Genomic DNA, 18,348 nt, shown 5'->3' with positions numbered 1-18,348 from the left:
GCTCCTAAATACGCCGGTTGATAGGTAAAGACTCTAGCAAATCGGATATCAAACCCCGGCTGATATCAAACAGATCGTCACCCTGCAAGCCTTCACTGGCACCGTTTATATCCCAGATCACTTCACCACTGCGGATATCAATAACCGTCAGTCCCATAGAAACATTGGGCCTGCCACTGTCATCGTAGTACCACTCGAAAATCTCACCGGCAATTGCAAAGCTGATATCATTTTGCATAGCCCACTGTTTGCCATTCTGATAGCGATGAGCCGCTTCCAGCGATTTTGAGGCAGTCGTCACTTCTGACTCAGGATACAAGCGGGCTTCTTCAATACCCCGTGAAGGCAAATTAACCATCAGTATTCTTTCTACCTGAGTAGTGATACTGGAGGCTTCGCTGTGATTGATAAAAGGCAGGACGGCCCAATTAGCGGTACCTGGCAGACCTTCACGATACAGACCTGAAGAAGCGGCCGTACCACCCAGACCACCTGAGTCATTAAAACCTGCATACTGACAGCCTGTCAGGGCCAGCACTGCAGTTAGAATCAGTATTAAAAATCCGGGCCTGGCTTCATTGAACATAATCTTTAAGTTCTCCATGGTTCAACCTTAACCATTGCAGGGCAACGATAGCCGGAGCGTTGGAAATACGACCATCTTCAACCATCTGCCAGGCTTCTTCTACTGCCAACACATGCACTCTGATATCTTCGCCTTCTTCCGGCAGTCCGTAAACCCCACCTGCCGATGAGGCATCAACAATGCCGCAATAGAGCATGAAACGTTCATTGGTTGCGCCGGGGCTGACGTAAAAATTGGATACCGGTAAAAGATGCTTCACTTCACAATCGGCTTCTTCTTTCACTTCACGAATGGCAACCGATTCCAGAGATTCACCCGGCTCGGATATGCCCGCAACAATTTCCAGCAACCAGGGGTCATCATCGCTCATCAGAGGGCCTATGCGAAACTGTTCGACCAGTACGACTTTTTCCAGAAAAGGGTCATAGAGAAGTACACCCACAGATGGCACTCGCAAAACCGCTTCCCGAACCAGAGTCTTACTCCACCCCCCCTGAAAAAGGGCATGCCTGACTTTATATCGGCATAGCTTCAGAAATCCAGACCAGACTCGCTCTTCACTTTCAACATGAGCGTCTTCGACTCCCAGACCAGATAATTTCATGGCACACCTTATTGATATAAATGATGCTGAAGAATGTAATCATGAACCGAAGGCAAGAGCAAAGCAGCCACGGCTTCCTTGTTGTTATCGTCAGAACTTCCTGAAACTAACAGCTCTCTTACCTGAGTGCTTCGAATATTCTGTCGTTCCAGTGCAGTAAAGACCTGCCAGCGTTGTTCAATCTCTTCAGACCGATAGAAGCGTTTCCAGATCCGGGGATCGGCATTATCGGGCCCTCTGATAAAACCCAGCTGATCCCCGGGGTATTTCTGCTCCAGGAGTTCCAACAAATCAAAGGTATATACCGGTTTTTCGGGATTATCTGCCAGCATTTTCTGCTCAATGTCTGAGACTTCTATCTGACATTGAGGCAGTTGTACCGCATTCACCAGCTGCTGGCACATGGCCACCCGATGATGAAACGGTAACATCGACTTGGAAAAAGCGTGGGCAGCATTGGGCACCAGCAATATCAGGTCAAACTGCTGTCGGGCCTGTTCCAATACATCCAGATGCCCCAACGTCGGCGGATTAAAAGCAGAACCCAAAACTCCTATTTTCCTGGCGGTCATGATGTTGTTTCCAAAATGACACTCTTCGGTACTTCCACTTCGACTGCGATGGGCAGATGATCTGAAATTGGCAGATTCAGTACACCGACCTGATGCACTGTCAGGGAAGGACTGACCAGAATATGATCCAGTGAACGACTGGGACGCCAGCTGGGAAAAGTGTTCAGTTCTGAGTGAACAGCCTGCAAGTCAGTATCTTTCAGGGGTGAGTTGTTTAGCAGTTGTTCAGCGTGGGTATTCATATCGCCCATCAGGATCACATGATTGTAAGTTCTGACCAGATCCCTGATATAAGAAAGCTGATTATTTCTGGCCCTCTGGCTGAGAGCCAGATGCATCATCGCCACAACTAAAGGATCCCCCTGGTCACCAAACTGGGCAACGATAGCTCCCCGTCCGGGAATCAATCCTGGCAGTTTATGATCCTCAAGAATGATGGGTTTGTATCGGCTCAGCAATCCGTTACTGTGCTGCGCCAGTTTTCCGAGATTCCGATTCAACTGGTGATACCAATAGGGAAACTGGCATTTCAGGGCAAGGTATTCGGTTTGATTGATAAAGCCACTTCTGAGGCTGCCACCATCGGCTTCCTGAAGAGCTACCAGATCAAAATCAGGGAGGGCGGCAGCAATCTGATCCAGTGTTCTTGCGCGTCTGGAATGAGGCAACAGATGTTGCCAGCTGCGAGTCAGATAGTGACGAAATTGCTGGGTGTTGATGCCTACCTGGATATTAAAACTCAGTAGACGAATGTGTCCGGGCTTTTGTGATCGGGGGTTATAGACCAGCTCACTGCAGTGAACAGATCCCGGAGCTCTGTCCCTCTTCAAGCGAGAAGACAAGGCCCCCTTGAAAGCTCTAATCGGCATCAGTTAAACCTGAATTCTGGATGCTGGTCAGCCCGGCATCCATTTTGTCGAAGAGGTCAAAATGTTCAGCTTTTTGCCTTTGACTCTTCCTTAACCTTAGGCTTCAGCTGGGCTGCACGCTCATCACGCACTTTCTTGATCAGGAAGTCAGCAATAACGGGCATGTTTTCCAACCCAACTCTGGGCTCAATTACATATCGGCCATCGACTACCAAAGCTGGAACACCATTGAGATGATAACCTCTGATTTTTGCCCCCCCCTGATTCATCAGGTTCAGAACTCCGAAGGAATTATAGAAGCTTGCAAACTGCTTGGAATTAATGCCGTAGCGCTCCTGAAGAAAATTACCCATAGTTTTTACGTCGCCAAGACGATTATTTCTATTCTGGATTTCAACAAAAATACTTTTGTGTATCTCGTTCAGTTTTTTCTCTTCAGGTATCATGGTTTCCAAGGTGTAGTAAAGCTGGGCATGGGTTTTCCAGATGTTTGGACCAAAGAAACCGGGCGTACGAAGAACGCGGGTGTCTTTTTCCAGAGAAGGCTTCCAACGCTCAACAATGGGTTCCAGAGTGTAGCAGTGTGGGCAGCCATACCAGAAGACTTCAGCCACTTCGATCTGGCCTTTCTTCACTGAAGTCTGAACCGGATCAGGCAGTACCCGATAGTCCTGACCTTCCTTATATTTGTCTTGCACAGCAGCCTGCGCCATTAATGGCAAAACCAGAGCCAACCATAAAAATTTCAGTTGTTTTGGCATCTAAAAACACTCCAAGGCTTTTATAATGATCTATCAGAGTGACAAGTTAACAGAAGTCTGGGCAGTGAGTCCAAGCAGAGGTAACCCTCTCTGTTATCCTATCGTATCGATCAGGAAAGATAAGGTATTTTCAAGGCAAATTCTTGTTGAATGTCGGACTATTGATAAAAAATTTTTTACGTTAAAAAGCCCATACAAAGAAAAATTTTTCTACCTTTCTTCCAATCATAAAAAAACGGTTTACAACTTATCATTGCAAACCGTTTTTTGTGCTTACGGCTGAATCGCCAGACATCAGTTCTGCTCAACCAGCCGCCGCTATTGCCGCAGACCACTGATGTAACTCGACAGAGCGTCTACTTCTTTGTTGCTCAGTTTTTCAGCGATGCTTCTCATCACTTTGGTATCACCGTCATTAACACGCTCACCTTCTCGGAAATCACGCAACTGCTTGGCGGTGTATTGAGCGTGTTGACCACTGATTTTCGGGAAGCCTGCCAGGGAATTACCCTGACCCGTTGGAGAATGACAGGCTGCACAAGCAGGAATGCCTTTCTTCTGATCACCAAAGCGGTACAGCTGTTCACCCAGCCCCACCTGTTGAGGATCGGCTATCCCCTTTGGCGCAGGCTGGCTCGCATAGAAAGCAGCAATATCTTCGATATCCTGTTCTGTAAGCTGCCCTACAAAAGGCGCCATTTCCGGAACATTCCGGTTACCGGCTTTAATGTCTGAAATCTGTTTAACCAGATAGCGTTCGCCCTGTCCTGCCAGATTGGGGAAATTGGGCGCCAGGCTTACACCTGTTGCTCCATGGCAGGCGGTACAGGTTGCCACTTTGGCTTTTCCAGCATTTGCATCCCCCTTCGCAAATGCCACACCTGATACCCCCAAGGACACTACCAGACCGAAAATAACTTTTTTCATTAACCTGACCCAGCTACGGCACTTGCCATGAGTGACTGTTATTATCCCAACCCTTCCAGTCAGCTGCTCAGCGTCTGATTGTAAAGGCGGAGACCCCTCTGTCTTTACAAACATCCTCTTTATTCAGCTACTTTTTTCGACCTGTGCTCGGCCTCTATTCTGAAAAAGCTGGATTAAAATGGCTGCATATGCCTCAAAACGATGGCCATTATATACCTTAATGCTATTTTCCGATAGGTCGTTGAGCCCAGTAAATTCGCCAGTGTTCAGACAAACTGTTTTTTTTGGGGGCATTTAGCCTGCGACCAGCGGTTGCCAATTGTCGGCAAATACTTCGCGGCTATTCCATTTGCCCCACAAGTCAAGCAAAATTGCGCCAACTTTTCATTTCTATAGCGAAACTCCCGGACCAGGAGCCTGACCGAGACTAGCGCCCGTAGCGAGGACGGCAGAAAATTGAGGATGAAAATTCGGTTTTGTGAGGAGAATAGCGAGCTATTTGACGAACAAAAGCGGATTTTCAGACCAATTTGCTGCCGCCGCAGTAGGGCAGTCTATTCTCGGTCAGGCTCCTGGGGAGCTACCTGACAGGTCTGACACATGAGTGAAACCAGAACCGGTTTAAATTATCGCAAGGCCAAATTTCTGACCAGCGCTCCCAAGCTGAAACTGTGCCCGCCCGACAATGGCAGGGAAGTTGCCTTTGCTGGTCGCTCCAATGCAGGTAAATCCAGTGCGCTGAATACCCTGACGGGCTCAAAAATTGCCCGTACCAGTAAAACTCCCGGGCGCACCCAACTGATCAACTACTTCAATATCGAAGAGAGCATCCATCTGGTTGATCTTCCCGGTTACGGCTACGCCAAAGTACCGGAAGCTGTGAAAATCGAATGGCAAAAACATCTTGATGATTATTTAACCAACCGGGAATCTCTGGTGGGTCTCGTACTGTTGGTTGATATCCGCCACTCTCTGAAGGAATTTGACCGAATGATGCTCCAGTGGAGCATTGAATCCAGAATGCCACTGCATATTCTTTTAACCAAAAGTGACAAATTGAAGTCCGGTGTCGCAAAACAGGCCCTGAACAACCTGAAAAGAGAACTCTCGGAATATCCGCAAATTTCGATACAACTTTTTTCTGCCCTTAAGAAAACCGGTGTTGATCAACTGGCACAACGTCTGGATACCTGGTTGCTGTTGGATGACGAAGCGCTGGAATAAAAAAAGCTCCAGCCAACGGGGGAAGATGGCTGGAGCGCCAAGCTCCTTGACAAGGAGAGATCAAACACACAGATTGCAGTGAGAGAAAAGGGAGGGGAATTTCTCTCACATCGGACTATCGACCCGAACAGAAACCTTACAGTTGTAAATCCAGCTTCCAAACGAGACTCGTCCAATGCCTGACGCTCTTCGAGGCAAAAAAAAACCAGTTACCAAAGGGGGGGGCGGTAACTGGTTCATTGCAGGCTTAGTCGGGGAACACAGCACTGCTTTAAATACCAACACTAAACACACACAACATACACAACATACACACAACACACACAACATACACAACATACACACAACACACACAACACACACAACACACACAACACACACAACACACACAACACACACAACACACACAACACACACAACACACACAACACACACACAACATACACACAACATACACACAAGGACTTGGTAACAAGGTTTTGCCTCGCTATACAACTTTTGACAACTGAATTTTTAAAAAGTTCCCGATAGATGAAAATATTTTTGATTTTTTTTCTGACAGGTCATCAGGAAAAAAAAACCGGCTACCAAGGGGGGAGGTAACCGGTTCCTCGCAGACTGTGTCGGGAAACACAGCGTTGCTTTTATTGCCAACACTAAACACACAAGGAGTTTGCAGAAAGGCTTTTCGCCTCCCTACATATACTGAGACAATCAAAATTCAAAAAAGTTCCCGAAGATGTGAAAAAAAATAATATTTTTTTCACATCTTCAAATCTTTCGTGGAAACATTACCCTCATTGATGCATCAGTGAGCTTCATCCCAGTTGTATCCGGAGCCCGCTTCTACCACCAGGGGAACCTTCAGGTCTGCAGCCTGGGACATTTTTTCCACAACACCGGCTTTTACGATCTCCAGCTGATCCTCTGCTACTTCCAGCACCAGCTCATCGTGGACTTGCATAACCATTCTGGCATCCAATTCACTCTCTGAAAGCCACTGATCCACATGAGCCATCGCTCTTTTTATGATATCTGCCGCTGTTCCCTGCATGGGGGCGTTGATCGCAGTCCGCTCCGCTGCCTGACGACGCATACCATTGCGAGCATTGATTTCGGGAAGGTAGAGCCTGCGTCCAAACAAGGTCTCAACATACCCTTTTTCTTTGGCAGACTCTCTGGTTCGGTCCATGTAATGAAGCACACCAGGGTAACGATCGAAATAAAGGTTGATGTACTCTTGTGCTGACTTTCTGGAAATACCCAACTGTTTGGCCAGTCCGAAAGAAGACATTCCGTAGATTAGACCAAAATTAATCGCCTTGGCACTTCTGCGCTGCTCTGAAGTGACCTCATCCAGCGCAACGCCGAAGACTTCCGCAGCTGTGGCTTTGTGAATATCCAGACCCTGCGCAAAGGCTTCCAACAAACCGGCGTCATCAGAAAGATGAGCCATGATTCTCAGCTCTATCTGTGAGTAGTCAGCAGCAATCAATTGATAGCCTTCAGGAGCGACAAAGGCCTGGCGAACCTTGCGTCCTTCCTCGGTACGAATAGGAATGTTCTGAAGGTTAGGATCAGAGGAGGACAAACGACCGGTTGCTGTCACCGCCTGATGATAAGAAGTATGAATTCGCCCAGTGGCCGGATTGATCATCTGGGGCAGCTTGTCGGTGTAAGTCGACTTCAACTTGCTAAGGCCACGATGTTCAATCAGAAGTTTTGGCAGGGGATAATCCAGTGCCAGCTCCTGAAGCACTTCTTCAGCGGTGGAAGCTTGCCCCTTCGGTGTTTTCTTGATGACCGGCAGACCCAGCTTCTCAAACAGAATCGCCTGCAATTGTTTGGGAGACGCCAGGTTGAAAGGCTCTCCCGCTGCATCATGAGCCTGCTTTTCAAGCTCATGTAGACGCTCGCCAATCTCCATACTCTGCTGCGCCAGCAGGTGGCCATTAACTCGGGCTCCCTGCCTTTCCATCCGCGACATAACAGCTACCAGGGGCATTTCTATATCACGAAATACAGAGTACAGAGACGGCTCATGCTCCAGTTGAGGGGCAATCGTTTCATGCAGTCTCAGGGTAATGTCGGCATCTTCCGCCGCGTAGGGCGCCGCTATTTCAAGATCAATCTGGTTGAAAGTGAGCTGCTTTTTACCTTTGCCTGCAATCTCTTCAAAAGAGATGCATTGATGGTCGAGGTACTTCTGAGCCAGGCTATCCATATCATGGCGGGTAGCGGTTGAGTTCAGCACATAGGACTCAAGCATGGTATCCCAATGGATACCTTCCAGACTGATATCATAGTTAGCCAGCACACTTTTATCGTATTTCAGGTTCTGGCCTACTTTTTTCTTTTCAGGATTCTCCAGTAGCGGTTTTAGCTGCTCCAGCACCCAGTTTCTATCCAGCTGACCGGGTGCGCCAACATAGTCGTGGGCCACCGGAACGTAGGCGGCCTTACCCGCTTCTACAGCAAAAGAGAGTCCAACCAGTTCTGCTTCCATATAATTCAGACTGGTGGTTTCGGTATCAAAAGAAAACAGCTCCGAGTCATTCAATATTTTCTGCCAGCGGCCAAAAGTCTCTTGATCGAGAACCGTCTCATATTCAGCGTGTACAGCTGGCTTGGCCGACCCAGTTTCTACGCCTCCGTCCATGTCTTTTTCCAGTTCAGCGATCATGGAACGGAATTCATACTCTTTATAGAGAGTCAGCAAAGCATTTTTATCTACCGGTTCCGCTTTCAGGTCCTCAATTGCAACAGGCAGCTGGACATCGGTTTTGATAGTGGCCAGATCCCGGGAAAGCCGCACAATATCCTGGTGCTCTTCAAACTTGGGAGCAAAATTTTTGCTGCCCCTGAAGCCCAGGGCAGGGACTTCATCCAGACGTTTGGCAATCTCGTCAATACTGCCAATCCCCTGTAACAGAGCCAAAGCGGTTTTCTGACCAACCCCTGGCATGCCGGGAATATTGTCACTGGAGTCTCCCATCAGGGCGAGATAATCAATAATCAGGTGCGCTGGAATACCAAACTTGTCCACAACGCCATCCAGATCAGTACGGGTATCGTTCATGGTGTCGATCAAAGTGACATGCTCAGAAACCAATTGCGCAATATCCTTGTCACCGGTTGAGATGACGGTAGCAATTTTTTTCTCAGTGGCTTCTCTTGCCAGAGTGCCAATGACATCGTCTGCTTCCACACCCTCAATCATCAACAACGGCATACCCAGGGCTCGAACCATTTCGTGAATCGGTTGGACCTGTGAGCGCAGATCGTCCGGCATAGGCTTGCGGGTTGCCTTGTACTCCTCGTACAGATCATGCCGGAAGTTTTTCCCCTTGGCATCAAAGACGACCGCTACAGGACTGCCCGGATACTCCTTAAGCAGACTCTTCAGCATGTTCGTCATCACACGGATAGCACCTGTTGGACGACCGTCTGATGTTCTCAGGTTCGCTCGTTCTGAAGCATGGAAAGCCCGATAGAGGTAAGAAGATCCATCTACGAGCACAAGGGGCGGATTGGCTTGGTCTGACATTGCTGAATTGATCTCTGGTTAAAGAGACTGTCGCAAAAGTAGCATTCAGACATTTATATAACTGAACACCATCGGCTACAGCCTCCCAAATATTGGAGTAGACTGCTATTTTAATCTCTTTTTGCAAACGGACACATGGTTATTACTTGGGGCATGCTATGAAATCAGTAACAGGTTCAATGGCTTTTGCTGCAATCATGTCTTTATTTCTTCTCGGCTGCGCCAACTCTCCACCGTCATCCAACCCGACAGAAGCTGCTCTGGAAAAGCCTCCCAAAGTCGTTCAACCTGAATCGACAACGATCAGCAAGGAAGATTTTGAAAAAATTCCTAAAAACCTGCGTCCGGAAGATCTTGAGCAAAGGGATGACACTACCGTAGTCATTCGTCCCGGCAGCCAAGGAATCATAAAGGAATACCGAATTAATGGCTTTCTTTACGGGATCCATGTCACCCCCGAGTTTGGCGAACCTTACTATCTGGTCGCAGCGGATCATATGGGTAACTTTATAGATCCCACCAAACCCGAAATGCTGATTCCATCCTGGACTATTTTTAAATGGGAGTAGATGGCTAAGCCTTTACTCTCAGTGGGTGCGGGATTCCCGTCAGGCTGCTACCTGTTCACGATTTTGCAATGATTTCTGCTTAAAACGCCTCACTATCACCAAGATTGTCTAACCTGAGTTTTCAACTTACATTCAAAGGAAAACTCGAACATTGCAAGCTGTAAAAAAATTCTTGCTGATTTGGATCGCGGCCTTCAGCAAAGTCAGCTCAAATTGCTACAGCATGGACGAATATCTTGCCTTTTTTATGGCGCACGGCAGAACACTTTTGACCACCCAACAACTTTTTGTTGAGGTCACATCCACGCAAGCAATATACCTCAAAGAAGCGAATGTCCTTCCATTCCCTGACACACATTGCATAACTACGAAAATCCAGGGAGAACAGCTGTGTTTCGGGAACAAGGATCCAGCCCGTGTCCGGCTCCAGCCCACCAAAAGCATCAAGCTCGGACTATCTCCCCAGAGTATTTCACAACTGAAATTCAACGCATCACTCCCATCATCAACTTCAGTGTCCCTTGCCGGGCAGAGTGTATTCCCTGAGTTTGACTCGGGGACTGAAGCTTACAAACAGGGCAGATGGCCGAAGTTATTTCGCAGCTATTGGGAATGCACAGATGGGCAGGTACGTGAGGGTAAACAGGACGGAGAGGATGAAACTATCGAGTGGTATGTCTTTGAAGAGAGTGGGAATGAGCCTGATGACTCCAATGATGCAAATATTCGATATGAAGAGCCAGCTCACGAGGAGACACCCTTAAAGCCTGATACCCGCTACTGCCTGCCGCGCTGTTCCGATGATCAAAGCCAAATAAGCAGAGCCTCGCCCGGTGATGGAAACAGTGAAGGAGCGACAGGCAATGAAGGCCAATCAAGTCCTGAGAATACCAAGAATCAGGAAAATGAGGATGAAGGCACGAGCGAAGACACATCAGAAAACGCGGAGACAGAAGAAAACCATCATGAAAATATCGAGCCTTGCCGTACTTGTGGTGAATCATTTTGTGAGCACCCCGAATTCTACTTTGATACCCCTACAAAAGCCAATTTCCCCGAAGCCGCCTCAGAAACAGCAAAGCCCCATACCTGCATCGCTCCAGACTGCAATCGCCGGTTCACTTCTGTTTCCAACCGAAATGCCCACGCTCGCAGGATACATGGCAGGGAAAAGCCTCATGCCTGCACCGATCCTTACTGTAATCGCCGGTTCGCTGTTATTTCCGACCGCAATGCCCACATTCGTAGGATACATGCCAGGGAAAAGCCTCATCTCTGCACCTATCCAGACTGTAATCACCGGTTCGCTTCTGCAACGGAGCGTGATAGACATATTCGCAGGATGCATACTATGGAAAAACCCTATGCCTGCAGCAATCCAAACTGTGATCGCCGGTTCATTTCCAATTCCGACTGCAACATGCACTTTCGCAGAATGCATAATAGGGAAAAGCCCCATGCCTGCATCGATCCAGGCTGTGATCGTCGATTCGCTTTTATTTGCGACCGTGATGCCCACATTTTCAGGGTGCATGCCAGTGAAAAGCCTTATGCCTGTAGCGAGCAAGACTGTGATCGCCAGTTCGTTACTGCAACCGAGCGTGATACCCACACTCGCAGTAAACATACTATGGAAAAGCCCTATGCCTGTGACAAACCAGACTGTAATCGCCGGTTTGCTTCTTCTGCCAGCCTTAATGCCCACGGTCGCAGGATGCATAGCGAGGAGCCAAAACGCAAACGCCAGAGAATTGAAAATCAGAATCAGCCCGTCAGCTCTGACGAAATTGACCTCCCGCCCGGTTCGAAATGAATACTCTTTCGATTATGGATAGAAGTTTGGTTATAATATAACATCGTTCACCAGCTACCTTTCATTATCATGATCAGTGTCCACCAGCATCACGACCATCATGTGTGTATATCAGAAGCCTTGCAGGAGGCTCGTATACTCTGTCAACAGAGGGGAGTCAGGCTGACCCATCTCCGTGAGAAAGTACTGGAACTGGTCTGGCAGAGCCATCAACCCGTTGGAGCCTATGAGATTCTTGCCCAACTGACGAAGCAGGAAGAGCGGGTAGCTCAACCCCCCACGGTTTATCGCGCCCTGGACTTCTTGTTGGAGCAGGGCCTGGTTCACCGTCTCTCCTCTCTTAACGCTTTTATTGGCTGCCCGCATCCCGGCATAAAACATAACAGCTGTTTTCTTATCTGCGAGAAGTGCCGCGTGACACAGGAAATCGATCATCAGGCCATTAACCAGTCGATTAGCTCCTGTGCCTCTGATCAGGGATTCAAGATCGTTGACACTGCGATTGAACTCACAGGTTTGTGCTCAAGCTGCCAGAAATTCCAAGAGTCATTATGAGTTCAGACCAAGCCTCTGCCTGTAAAAAAACGTCTGGCCATAAAACAGTAACCACAAAGGATCTGAATACACCTATGTCTGAAGAGACGTTAATCAGATTGAACAACATCCATGTTGCGTTTCGGGAACGAGAAGTCGTTTCCGATATTTCTCTGGACGTAAAAGCGGGTGAAATCGTGACCCTGATAGGACCGAACGGGGCCGGTAAAACGACACTGGTCAGAGTTGTTCTGGGCCTGCAGACACCTGATTCCGGTAGCCGGACCATGAAAGAAGGCCTGCGTATCGGCTATATGCCACAAAAATTACATGTTGACGAAAGCATGCCCCTGAGCGTTAAACGCTTTCTTTCTCTGACCGGACAATCAGGAAAACAGATTCGTTCGGCACTGGCAAGAACCGGAGTAACCCACGTCATCAACTCACCGGTTCATTCGCTTTCAGGCGGAGAGCTTCAGAGAACATTGTTAGCCCGGGCACTGCTCAACAAACCTCATCTTCTGGTGCTCGATGAGCCGGTTCAGGGAGTAGACGTCAATGGTCAGAAAGAGCTTTATCACCTGATCACCGAACTCAGAAATGGCAATAACCCTGAGCTGAAAGACGGCTGCTCTGTCTTAATGGTCTCCCATGACCTTCATCTTGTGATGGCCTCAACAGATCGGGTCATTTGCCTTAACCAGCACCTCTGTTGCTCAGGTCACCCTCATCAGGTTCGTCAACACCCGGCCTATCTGAAACTTTTTGGTGGAGAGTCCGAGGAACTGGCTGTTTACGCCCACCACCATGACCACGAACATACTGTTGATGGTCATATCATTCACAAGAAAAACACCGGGAGCACTCATGTCTGAACTGCTCCTTACCGCACTGCTGGCAGGATCAGGGGTTGCTATAGTGGCAGGGCCTCTGGGTTGTTTTGTCGTCTGGAGAAAGATGGCCTACTTTGGCGATACCCTCTCTCATTCGGCACTTCTGGGCGTAGCCCTGGGGCTGCTGCTCGATGTTGATCTTAATCTGGCCATTGTAGTGTGCTCGCTGTTTCTTGCGGTTCTCCTGGTCTCGCTGCAGGAACAACAAAAAATGGCGTCCGATACACTCCTGGGGATTCTTGCCCATAGCAGCCTTTCTCTGGGTCTTGTTGCGATCAGTTTTTCCGAGAACGTCCGGATCGACATGATGTCCTACCTGTTTGGAGACATTCTGGCGACCTCACCCACAGACCTGTTCTGGATATACGGCGGCGGCGCACTGGTTCTCATCACTCTGGCCCTGCTGTGGCGACCTCTTCTGGCCATGACTATTCATGCAGAGTTGGCCCAGGTTGAAGGTTTTCCGGTGCGAAGAACCAAACTGATTCTGACCTTACTGATGGCCCTTGTGATTGCTGTGGCCATGAAAATTGTTGGTGTGCTTTTGATCACTTCACTGATGATTATCCCGGCCGCAACAGCCCAGAGGTTTTCCCGAACACCGGAACAGATGGCTATTATTGCTGGCATCATAGGCTTGCTGAGCGTGGCAGGAGGACTGACTGCATCCTGGCAACTGGATACACCGTCAGGACCTTCCGTTGTCGTCTGTAGCTTCCTGATTTTTGTTTTGGGTCTGAGTTTCAAACGCAGCTGACCGATGGGCCAGTCCTCCTGGCCCGGAAGCTTGATAACCGATAACAGAGTTATTCCTGGTACAGCTCATCAACACCCACCATTACCCGTGTCAGTTTTTCTGAATCCAGAGGCGGGCGGATAAAGCCGTGGTAGTCCCCCTTTGGATTGATGATGACCAGGTTAGCGCCATGATCCACCAGATAGTATTCATCTTCCGGATCGATGACCGGTGTGTAGGGGATGTTCATTTGCACGGCCAGGTTATGGATAGCTTTCTGGGAGCCCGTCACACCCACAAAATCAGGGTTAAAATGTGGGACATAGCCATTAAGCTTCTCTACTGTGTCCCTGCGTGGATCTACTGTCACCATGAAATAATGCATTTTCTTTGCCATTTCAGGGTTATCGTTCTTCAACAGCTTATCCATCTGGTTCAACTGACCCAGCGTAGTAGGGCAGATGTCCGGACAGAAGGTGTAACCAAAGTACACCAGGGACCATTTGCCTTCGAGATTGGCTTGGGTAAAAGGTTGCCCCTTGTTATCCACCATACCCTTCATTTCAAAGGTGCGTGGCTTGTCGAAAACCACTGTACCCATTCGCTGTAACTCTTCCAGTGTCAACGATGGCTTGTTTGTGTACTTGTAGAACGTCAGACCCATAATGACCGCAACAATGGCCACCAGAATCAATACTGTTTTATTCACGTTGTTTCTGATCCCAGATTCCATGGACAATCCTCTGGAGCCCTGAGCTCATAAAAAAAGCCCTCGGCTCGTATACAGCTCGAAAAAAACTGTGGCTGCTTTCAAGCCTATGCCTGTTAAAGCCACAAATAGAACGTGTAATGATCCACCAGCAATACCACGAAGAGCAACATCAAATAGGTAATGGAATACTTGAACGTCTTGATGGCGGCATGGGGCCTGCTTTCTCGCAACAGAGCAATAGCCCAGTAAAGAAAGCGCCCCCCGAGAATCAATGCACCCGCCAGATAAACAGTACCACTCATGCCGGTCAGGAAAGGCAGAACACTGACCAGAATCATGATCACTGTATACAGCAAAATATGCAGTTTGGTGTATGCCTCTCCATGAGTCACCGGCAACATGGGAATGTCCGCCCTGGCATATTCAGCTTTGCGATGAATAGCCAAAGCCCAGAAGTGAGGAGGCGTCCAGGCGAAAATAATCAAGACCAGCAGCAGGGCGTGTCCTTCAAAGTGTCCGGTCACTGCCGTCCATCCCAGCAGGGGAGGGGAGGCACCGGCAATCCCGCCAATGACAATATTCTGTGGAGTAGCACGCTTTAAAATCAGAGTGTAAATCACGGCATAACCCATCAGTGAGGCCAGTGTCAGCCAGGCGGTCAAAGGGTTGACCAGAAACACCAGAATCCCTATGCCCAGCACACCCAGAGTAAAGGCAAACAACAAAGCCTGAAGTGGCTCAACACGCCCTGTGGCTACCGGTCTCTTGTGGGTTCTGGCCATAACCGCATCAATCTGTCGATCGACCACATGATTGATCACCGCAGCGGAAGCGGCCGAGAGAGCAATGCCCAGATTACCAAACAGCAGAATATCCAGGGGCACCATGCCCGGCGTTGCCAGGCACATACCAATCACTACCGTCAGAACCATCAGGGCGACCACCCTGGGTTTGGTCAGCTCAAGATAATCACGCCAGTGAGCGGATTCCTGCAGGGATGCACTACTGCTCTTTTGAATGACCTTACTCATGATTGAACCTCACTGAATCCTTCAGATATGTTCATACGGAAGTTGAGAGCCACCAGTGTCAACAGCAAAACAGCACCTCCCAGATTATGGGCCACTGCCACTGAAAGTGGCAGGCTGCCCAGGATGTTACTGACCCCCAAAATGACCTGTAGCAGCAGAGCCAGAAGCATCAAAGTGGCCAGCACTCTCAGGCTGTTTCGGTTATTAGACAACTGTGTATTACTATATCGAAGTACCTGTACAAAAAGGAACAGCAGAAACACCGTAGTCACCAGTGCCCCTAATCGGTGTAAAAGATGTATAGCAGTCCGGGCTTCAGAGTCCATTTTTCCACCCAGATAATTCGGACCAATAGACTGGCTGACATTCAAACCGTCGGCAAAATCAGCCTCAGGCAGCCATTGCCCCTGACACATAGGAAAATCAGGACAGGCCAGGGCGGCGTAGTTGGAGCTGGTCCAGCCTCCCAGTGTGATCTGTAAAATCAACACCAGCAGTCCGACAGCGGCTAAGCCTCGCAGCCGATCTCTCTGGCCAGAGGAGGGGAGTTTTGGCCAAACCAATCCGGATAAACGAAGGGTCAGTAAAAACAACAAACTAAAGGTAGCAAAGCCACCCAGAAGATGAGCGGTCACCACCTGGGGCCAGAGCTTTAATGTCACAGTCCACATGCCGAAAGCCGCCTGCAGAATAATCAGCCCCAGAATCAATAAAGGCAGTTTTAATGGCTGTCCCGGCTCTTTCCTGTTCCGGACGGCCTGAATGGCGATCATCAAAACCAGCAGCAGCAGGGAGCCTGCGACATACCGATGCACCATTTCAGCCCAGCCTTTGTCGACCTCTACCGGGGCATGGGGAAAGAGTGTTTCCGCTATGGCTATTTCCTGCGCTGTTTCAGGTACTGTCAGGAAGCCATAACAACCTGGCCAGTCAGGACAACCCAGTCCTGCGTGAACCAGTCGTGTATAAGCCCCTAACCCGACAACCACAGCGGCCAGCAAGGTTGCAAACAGGGAGAGATAAAAACCCGTTCTCTGTCGTTTTGTCTGGCTTCTTGTTTTTTTAATAGACGCTGTCGTCATAGAACACCTTTCAATGTCAGCCGATGTTTGATGCTTTAAGCAACTTCCTTAAGTCTTTTAATAAATCTCCACCGTACTGCCCTGGCTGATACTTCATCATGATATTCCCCAGGGGGTCAACGATGTAAAAGCCATTGGTTGGCCATTCTCTTTTTTCACCCGGGTTTTTACCCAGAGCCTTCAACACCGATTCTTTACGACTGCCTAACCAGATCAGATCAGGGTGTTCGCTGAGTAAACGCTTGTTTAATTCAGGATTCGATGAGGAAGAAATGAACACCCGAACGACCCGGTCACTGTCTCTACCCAGCGCCAGATGCGCCTGACGGGTTTGATAGAGCGCTTCCTGACAGGCCTGATCAGAACAGGCATCGTCACCAAACACCAGAACCCCCCAACGTCCCTCCAGCCCCTGCAGATCAAACATTTCATTATTTTTCTCAAGCGTCATACTCTGGAAGCTGGCAGGGGGTAACAACAGTTCACCTTTGTTCGTACGACCATCCGGCACAAACTGTGTTCCAAAGAAATAAAAGTACCAAGCCAAACCCATTGCCAGAGAAGGCATGAGAATAACCAGAGCCAGTTGCCAGCGACTTTTTGCTTTCTTTACTCTTTTCATTCTTATAATACCCGGTTGATTAGATAGTCACATTTCTGCACTCAAAATATAAAAGGAATCCGGATCATCCCCGGCTCCGTCAAGGTCCATGAGGGCATAACCGAGTTCTCCATATTCGGGAGGTCTCATAAACCGGAACGCTGACGACAACCAGGTTATTTGTGCCGGTGTTTGCAGTGAAATATCACCATCGACCTGAATAGACAGCGGTGTCTCATCCTGATGTTGAATGCCCAATTGAGTAAAAACAAGCTCCCGTTGACCTGACCAATTGCGTAATCTCTGCATAGTCGTCCGAGTCAGACCTGACCAATTGAGTAATCTCTCCATAGTCATCTGAATAAGTGTCCAAATGGGATGCGTCTTCTGATGACTGTAAAGCAGCTTTCCCCGCGTACAGATCGGGAGCATATAGTTAAAAAGAGCAATTCCACCTCCGAACGTTGGCCCTGTACTCGCGGCCAGAAAATTCAATGGAATATTGAACCTGCCATTATCAGTAGTGCACCTGACTATGGGTGTATTCCATCTCATCGCTGAACTGATGGCTAACATTGCAGAGGCCATACTTCCGGGTGAGTATCTGAGCAGTCGGCTTGGTCGTTTACCACTGTTGTGATCGTCTTTCTTTTTTTTCATCTGGGTCGCCATACCCAGATCAAACTCGCTCACTGCCAGAACCGTTTTCTTCTCGCAGCTGCCTCCTTCACAACCTTCAATTTTATAGGCACCAAAGGGCATAGGAGCGCCATATACCAATGTCCGAAGGGCATGCATCGGGTCACGCAATCGGAGTGTATTCGCAATGTCGTTTCCCTTACCCGCCGGTATAACACCGATAACAACTTGTGGTTTACCTTCAAGACCCTGAACCACCTCATGGATAGTGCCATCGCCACCAACAGCAACAATCAATAACTGATCTTCCTGATCGTGTTGCACCTGTTGCCAGTCCAGATATGCCTGCATTGCCAGTTCCGTTGCATGACCCGCATGTTCTGTAAAAAAAACGTTATATGTCGCTTGTACCGCAGCTGCAGCCTGGTCTTGTGAGCCAACTGCTGTATAGTGCTGGTCGACCGCTTCTTCAATTCTGTCCCAGACCCTCCAACCTTTACCATTATTACTGGCAGGATTGACGATAAAGCAGGCGTGACGAATCGTTGCAAATCCATATACAGGAATAAGAAACACAAAAAGCAGCAGGACATATAAATAAAAAACTCGACTACTCACAGTAAACCATCCCCTTTTCTGTCAGTCACG

Annotated in this window: 18 protein-coding genes; 6 read left to right on the top strand and 12 right to left on the bottom strand. The window is 48.7% G+C overall.

Annotated features, from left to right (window positions below; genetic code table 11):
- Positions 1-4 precede the first annotated feature (4 nt).
- From ACOMHB_RS01095 to ACOMHB_RS01070, 6 genes are all read right to left on the bottom strand, one after another.
- On the bottom strand, positions 5-604 hold the full coding sequence (locus ACOMHB_RS01095) for a hypothetical protein (RefSeq protein WP_448215147.1): 600 nt from the start codon (positions 602-604) through the stop codon (positions 5-7).
- Complete coding sequence (locus ACOMHB_RS01090) at positions 576-1,190, bottom strand: NUDIX domain-containing protein (RefSeq protein ID WP_448215146.1); 615 nt, start codon at positions 1,188-1,190, stop codon at positions 576-578. The genes ACOMHB_RS01095 and ACOMHB_RS01090 overlap by 29 nt, the downstream gene beginning before the upstream one ends.
- Before the next feature lie 8 nt (positions 1,191-1,198).
- Positions 1,199-1,762: an adenylyltransferase/cytidyltransferase family protein gene (locus ACOMHB_RS01085; protein WP_448215145.1), complete on the bottom strand. Its 564-nt coding sequence runs from the start codon at positions 1,760-1,762 to the stop codon at positions 1,199-1,201.
- Positions 1,759-2,631 carry an endonuclease/exonuclease/phosphatase family protein gene (locus ACOMHB_RS01080; RefSeq protein ID WP_448215144.1) on the bottom strand — a complete coding sequence of 291 codons (873 nt, stop codon included), beginning with the start codon at positions 2,629-2,631 and terminating at the stop codon, positions 1,759-1,761. Before ACOMHB_RS01080 ends, ACOMHB_RS01085 begins: the two co-directional genes overlap by 4 nt.
- Before the next feature lie 65 nt (positions 2,632-2,696).
- Positions 2,697-3,392 carry a thiol:disulfide interchange protein DsbA/DsbL gene (locus ACOMHB_RS01075; RefSeq protein ID WP_448215143.1) on the bottom strand — a complete coding sequence of 232 codons (696 nt, stop codon included), beginning with the start codon at positions 3,390-3,392 and terminating at the stop codon, positions 2,697-2,699.
- A 318-nt stretch (positions 3,393-3,710) separates the two neighbouring features.
- Complete coding sequence (locus ACOMHB_RS01070; RefSeq protein WP_422136139.1) at positions 3,711-4,319, bottom strand: c-type cytochrome; 609 nt, start codon at positions 4,317-4,319, stop codon at positions 3,711-3,713.
- 600 nt (positions 4,320-4,919) lie between these two features.
- Between ACOMHB_RS01070 and yihA the strand changes: the two genes are divergently transcribed.
- Positions 4,920-5,543 carry a ribosome biogenesis GTP-binding protein YihA/YsxC gene (gene yihA, locus ACOMHB_RS01065; protein WP_422136138.1) on the top strand — a complete coding sequence of 208 codons (624 nt, stop codon included), beginning with the start codon at positions 4,920-4,922 and terminating at the stop codon, positions 5,541-5,543.
- Between the two features lie 808 nt (positions 5,544-6,351).
- Here the strand turns inward: yihA and polA are convergent.
- Entirely contained in the window at positions 6,352-9,090 is a 2,739-nt protein-coding gene (gene polA / locus ACOMHB_RS01060) for a DNA polymerase I (protein ID WP_448215142.1), read from the bottom strand.
- A gap of 158 nt (positions 9,091-9,248) precedes the next feature.
- Here polA and ACOMHB_RS01055 point away from each other — a divergent pair, with 158 nt between their 5' ends.
- The 5 genes from ACOMHB_RS01055 (at position 9,249) to znuB (ending at position 13,656) form a co-directional block, all read left to right on the top strand.
- Positions 9,249-9,659 (top strand): DUF2782 domain-containing protein, encoded by a 411-nt coding sequence (locus ACOMHB_RS01055; protein ID WP_422136136.1) that lies wholly within the window; start codon positions 9,249-9,251, stop codon positions 9,657-9,659.
- Between the two features lie 268 nt (positions 9,660-9,927).
- Positions 9,928-11,472 (top strand): C2H2-type zinc finger protein, encoded by a 1,545-nt coding sequence (locus tag ACOMHB_RS01050; RefSeq protein WP_448215141.1) that lies wholly within the window; start codon positions 9,928-9,930, stop codon positions 11,470-11,472.
- A gap of 69 nt (positions 11,473-11,541) precedes the next feature.
- Positions 11,542-12,027: a Fur family transcriptional regulator gene (locus ACOMHB_RS01045; protein ID WP_422136134.1), complete on the top strand. Its 486-nt coding sequence runs from the start codon at positions 11,542-11,544 to the stop codon at positions 12,025-12,027.
- A complete protein-coding gene (znuC, locus tag ACOMHB_RS01040; protein ID WP_448215140.1) occupies positions 12,024-12,881 on the top strand; it encodes a zinc ABC transporter ATP-binding protein ZnuC in 858 nt (285 codons plus the stop codon). Before ACOMHB_RS01045 ends, znuC begins: the two co-directional genes overlap by 4 nt.
- Entirely contained in the window at positions 12,874-13,656 is a 783-nt protein-coding gene (gene znuB, locus ACOMHB_RS01035; RefSeq protein WP_422136133.1) for a zinc ABC transporter permease subunit ZnuB, read from the top strand. The genes znuC and znuB overlap by 8 nt, the downstream gene beginning before the upstream one ends.
- Before the next feature lie 49 nt (positions 13,657-13,705).
- Here znuB and ACOMHB_RS01030 read toward each other — a convergent pair whose 3' ends face one another.
- From ACOMHB_RS01030 to ACOMHB_RS01010, 5 genes are all read right to left on the bottom strand, one after another.
- Positions 13,706-14,368 carry an SCO family protein gene (locus ACOMHB_RS01030; protein ID WP_422136132.1) on the bottom strand — a complete coding sequence of 221 codons (663 nt, stop codon included), beginning with the start codon at positions 14,366-14,368 and terminating at the stop codon, positions 13,706-13,708.
- A 92-nt stretch (positions 14,369-14,460) separates the two neighbouring features.
- A complete protein-coding gene (cyoE, locus tag ACOMHB_RS01025) occupies positions 14,461-15,378 on the bottom strand; it encodes a heme o synthase (protein ID WP_422136131.1) in 918 nt (305 codons plus the stop codon).
- The gene (locus tag ACOMHB_RS01020) at positions 15,375-16,460 is read right to left on the bottom strand and encodes a COX15/CtaA family protein (RefSeq protein WP_448215139.1); all 1,086 of its coding nucleotides are present in this window, start codon (positions 16,458-16,460) and stop codon (positions 15,375-15,377) included. The genes cyoE and ACOMHB_RS01020 overlap by 4 nt, the downstream gene beginning before the upstream one ends.
- Before the next feature lie 16 nt (positions 16,461-16,476).
- Positions 16,477-17,082 carry an SCO family protein gene (locus tag ACOMHB_RS01015; protein WP_448215138.1) on the bottom strand — a complete coding sequence of 202 codons (606 nt, stop codon included), beginning with the start codon at positions 17,080-17,082 and terminating at the stop codon, positions 16,477-16,479.
- 27 nt (positions 17,083-17,109) lie between these two features.
- Entirely contained in the window at positions 17,110-18,318 is a 1,209-nt protein-coding gene (locus tag ACOMHB_RS01010; protein ID WP_448215137.1) for a diacylglycerol/lipid kinase family protein, read from the bottom strand.
- Positions 18,319-18,348 lie beyond the last annotated feature (30 nt).

This window comes from Endozoicomonas sp. 2B-B (genome assembly GCF_053470045.1).
This window is presented reverse-complemented; position numbering and strand designations above follow the sequence as displayed.

Excerpts from the sequence above, each read along its gene's own strand:
- ACOMHB_RS01095 (WP_448215147.1), bottom strand. The coding sequence starts at position 604 with ATGGAGAACTTAAAGATTATGTTCAATGAAGCCAGGCCCGGATTTTTA.
- ACOMHB_RS01090 (WP_448215146.1), bottom strand. The coding sequence starts at position 1,190 with ATGAAATTATCTGGTCTGGGAGTCGAAGACGCTCATGTTGAAAGTGAA.
- ACOMHB_RS01085 (WP_448215145.1), bottom strand. The coding sequence starts at position 1,762 with ATGACCGCCAGGAAAATAGGAGTTTTGGGTTCTGCTTTTAATCCGCCG.
- ACOMHB_RS01080 (WP_448215144.1), bottom strand. The coding sequence starts at position 2,631 with ATGCCGATTAGAGCTTTCAAGGGGGCCTTGTCTTCTCGCTTGAAGAGG.
- ACOMHB_RS01075 (WP_448215143.1), bottom strand. The coding sequence starts at position 3,392 with ATGCCAAAACAACTGAAATTTTTATGGTTGGCTCTGGTTTTGCCATTA.
- ACOMHB_RS01070 (WP_422136139.1), bottom strand. The coding sequence starts at position 4,319 with ATGAAAAAAGTTATTTTCGGTCTGGTAGTGTCCTTGGGGGTATCAGGT.
- yihA (WP_422136138.1), top strand. The coding sequence starts at position 4,920 with ATGAGTGAAACCAGAACCGGTTTAAATTATCGCAAGGCCAAATTTCTG.
- polA (WP_448215142.1), bottom strand. The coding sequence starts at position 9,090 with ATGTCAGACCAAGCCAATCCGCCCCTTGTGCTCGTAGATGGATCTTCT.
- ACOMHB_RS01055 (WP_422136136.1), top strand. The coding sequence starts at position 9,249 with ATGAAATCAGTAACAGGTTCAATGGCTTTTGCTGCAATCATGTCTTTA.
- ACOMHB_RS01045 (WP_422136134.1), top strand. The coding sequence starts at position 11,542 with ATGATCAGTGTCCACCAGCATCACGACCATCATGTGTGTATATCAGAA.
- znuC (WP_448215140.1), top strand. The coding sequence starts at position 12,024 with ATGAGTTCAGACCAAGCCTCTGCCTGTAAAAAAACGTCTGGCCATAAA.
- znuB (WP_422136133.1), top strand. The coding sequence starts at position 12,874 with ATGTCTGAACTGCTCCTTACCGCACTGCTGGCAGGATCAGGGGTTGCT.
- ACOMHB_RS01030 (WP_422136132.1), bottom strand. The coding sequence starts at position 14,368 with ATGGAATCTGGGATCAGAAACAACGTGAATAAAACAGTATTGATTCTG.
- cyoE (WP_422136131.1), bottom strand. The coding sequence starts at position 15,378 with ATGAGTAAGGTCATTCAAAAGAGCAGTAGTGCATCCCTGCAGGAATCC.
- ACOMHB_RS01020 (WP_448215139.1), bottom strand. The coding sequence starts at position 16,460 with ATGACGACAGCGTCTATTAAAAAAACAAGAAGCCAGACAAAACGACAG.
- ACOMHB_RS01015 (WP_448215138.1), bottom strand. The coding sequence starts at position 17,082 with ATGAAAAGAGTAAAGAAAGCAAAAAGTCGCTGGCAACTGGCTCTGGTT.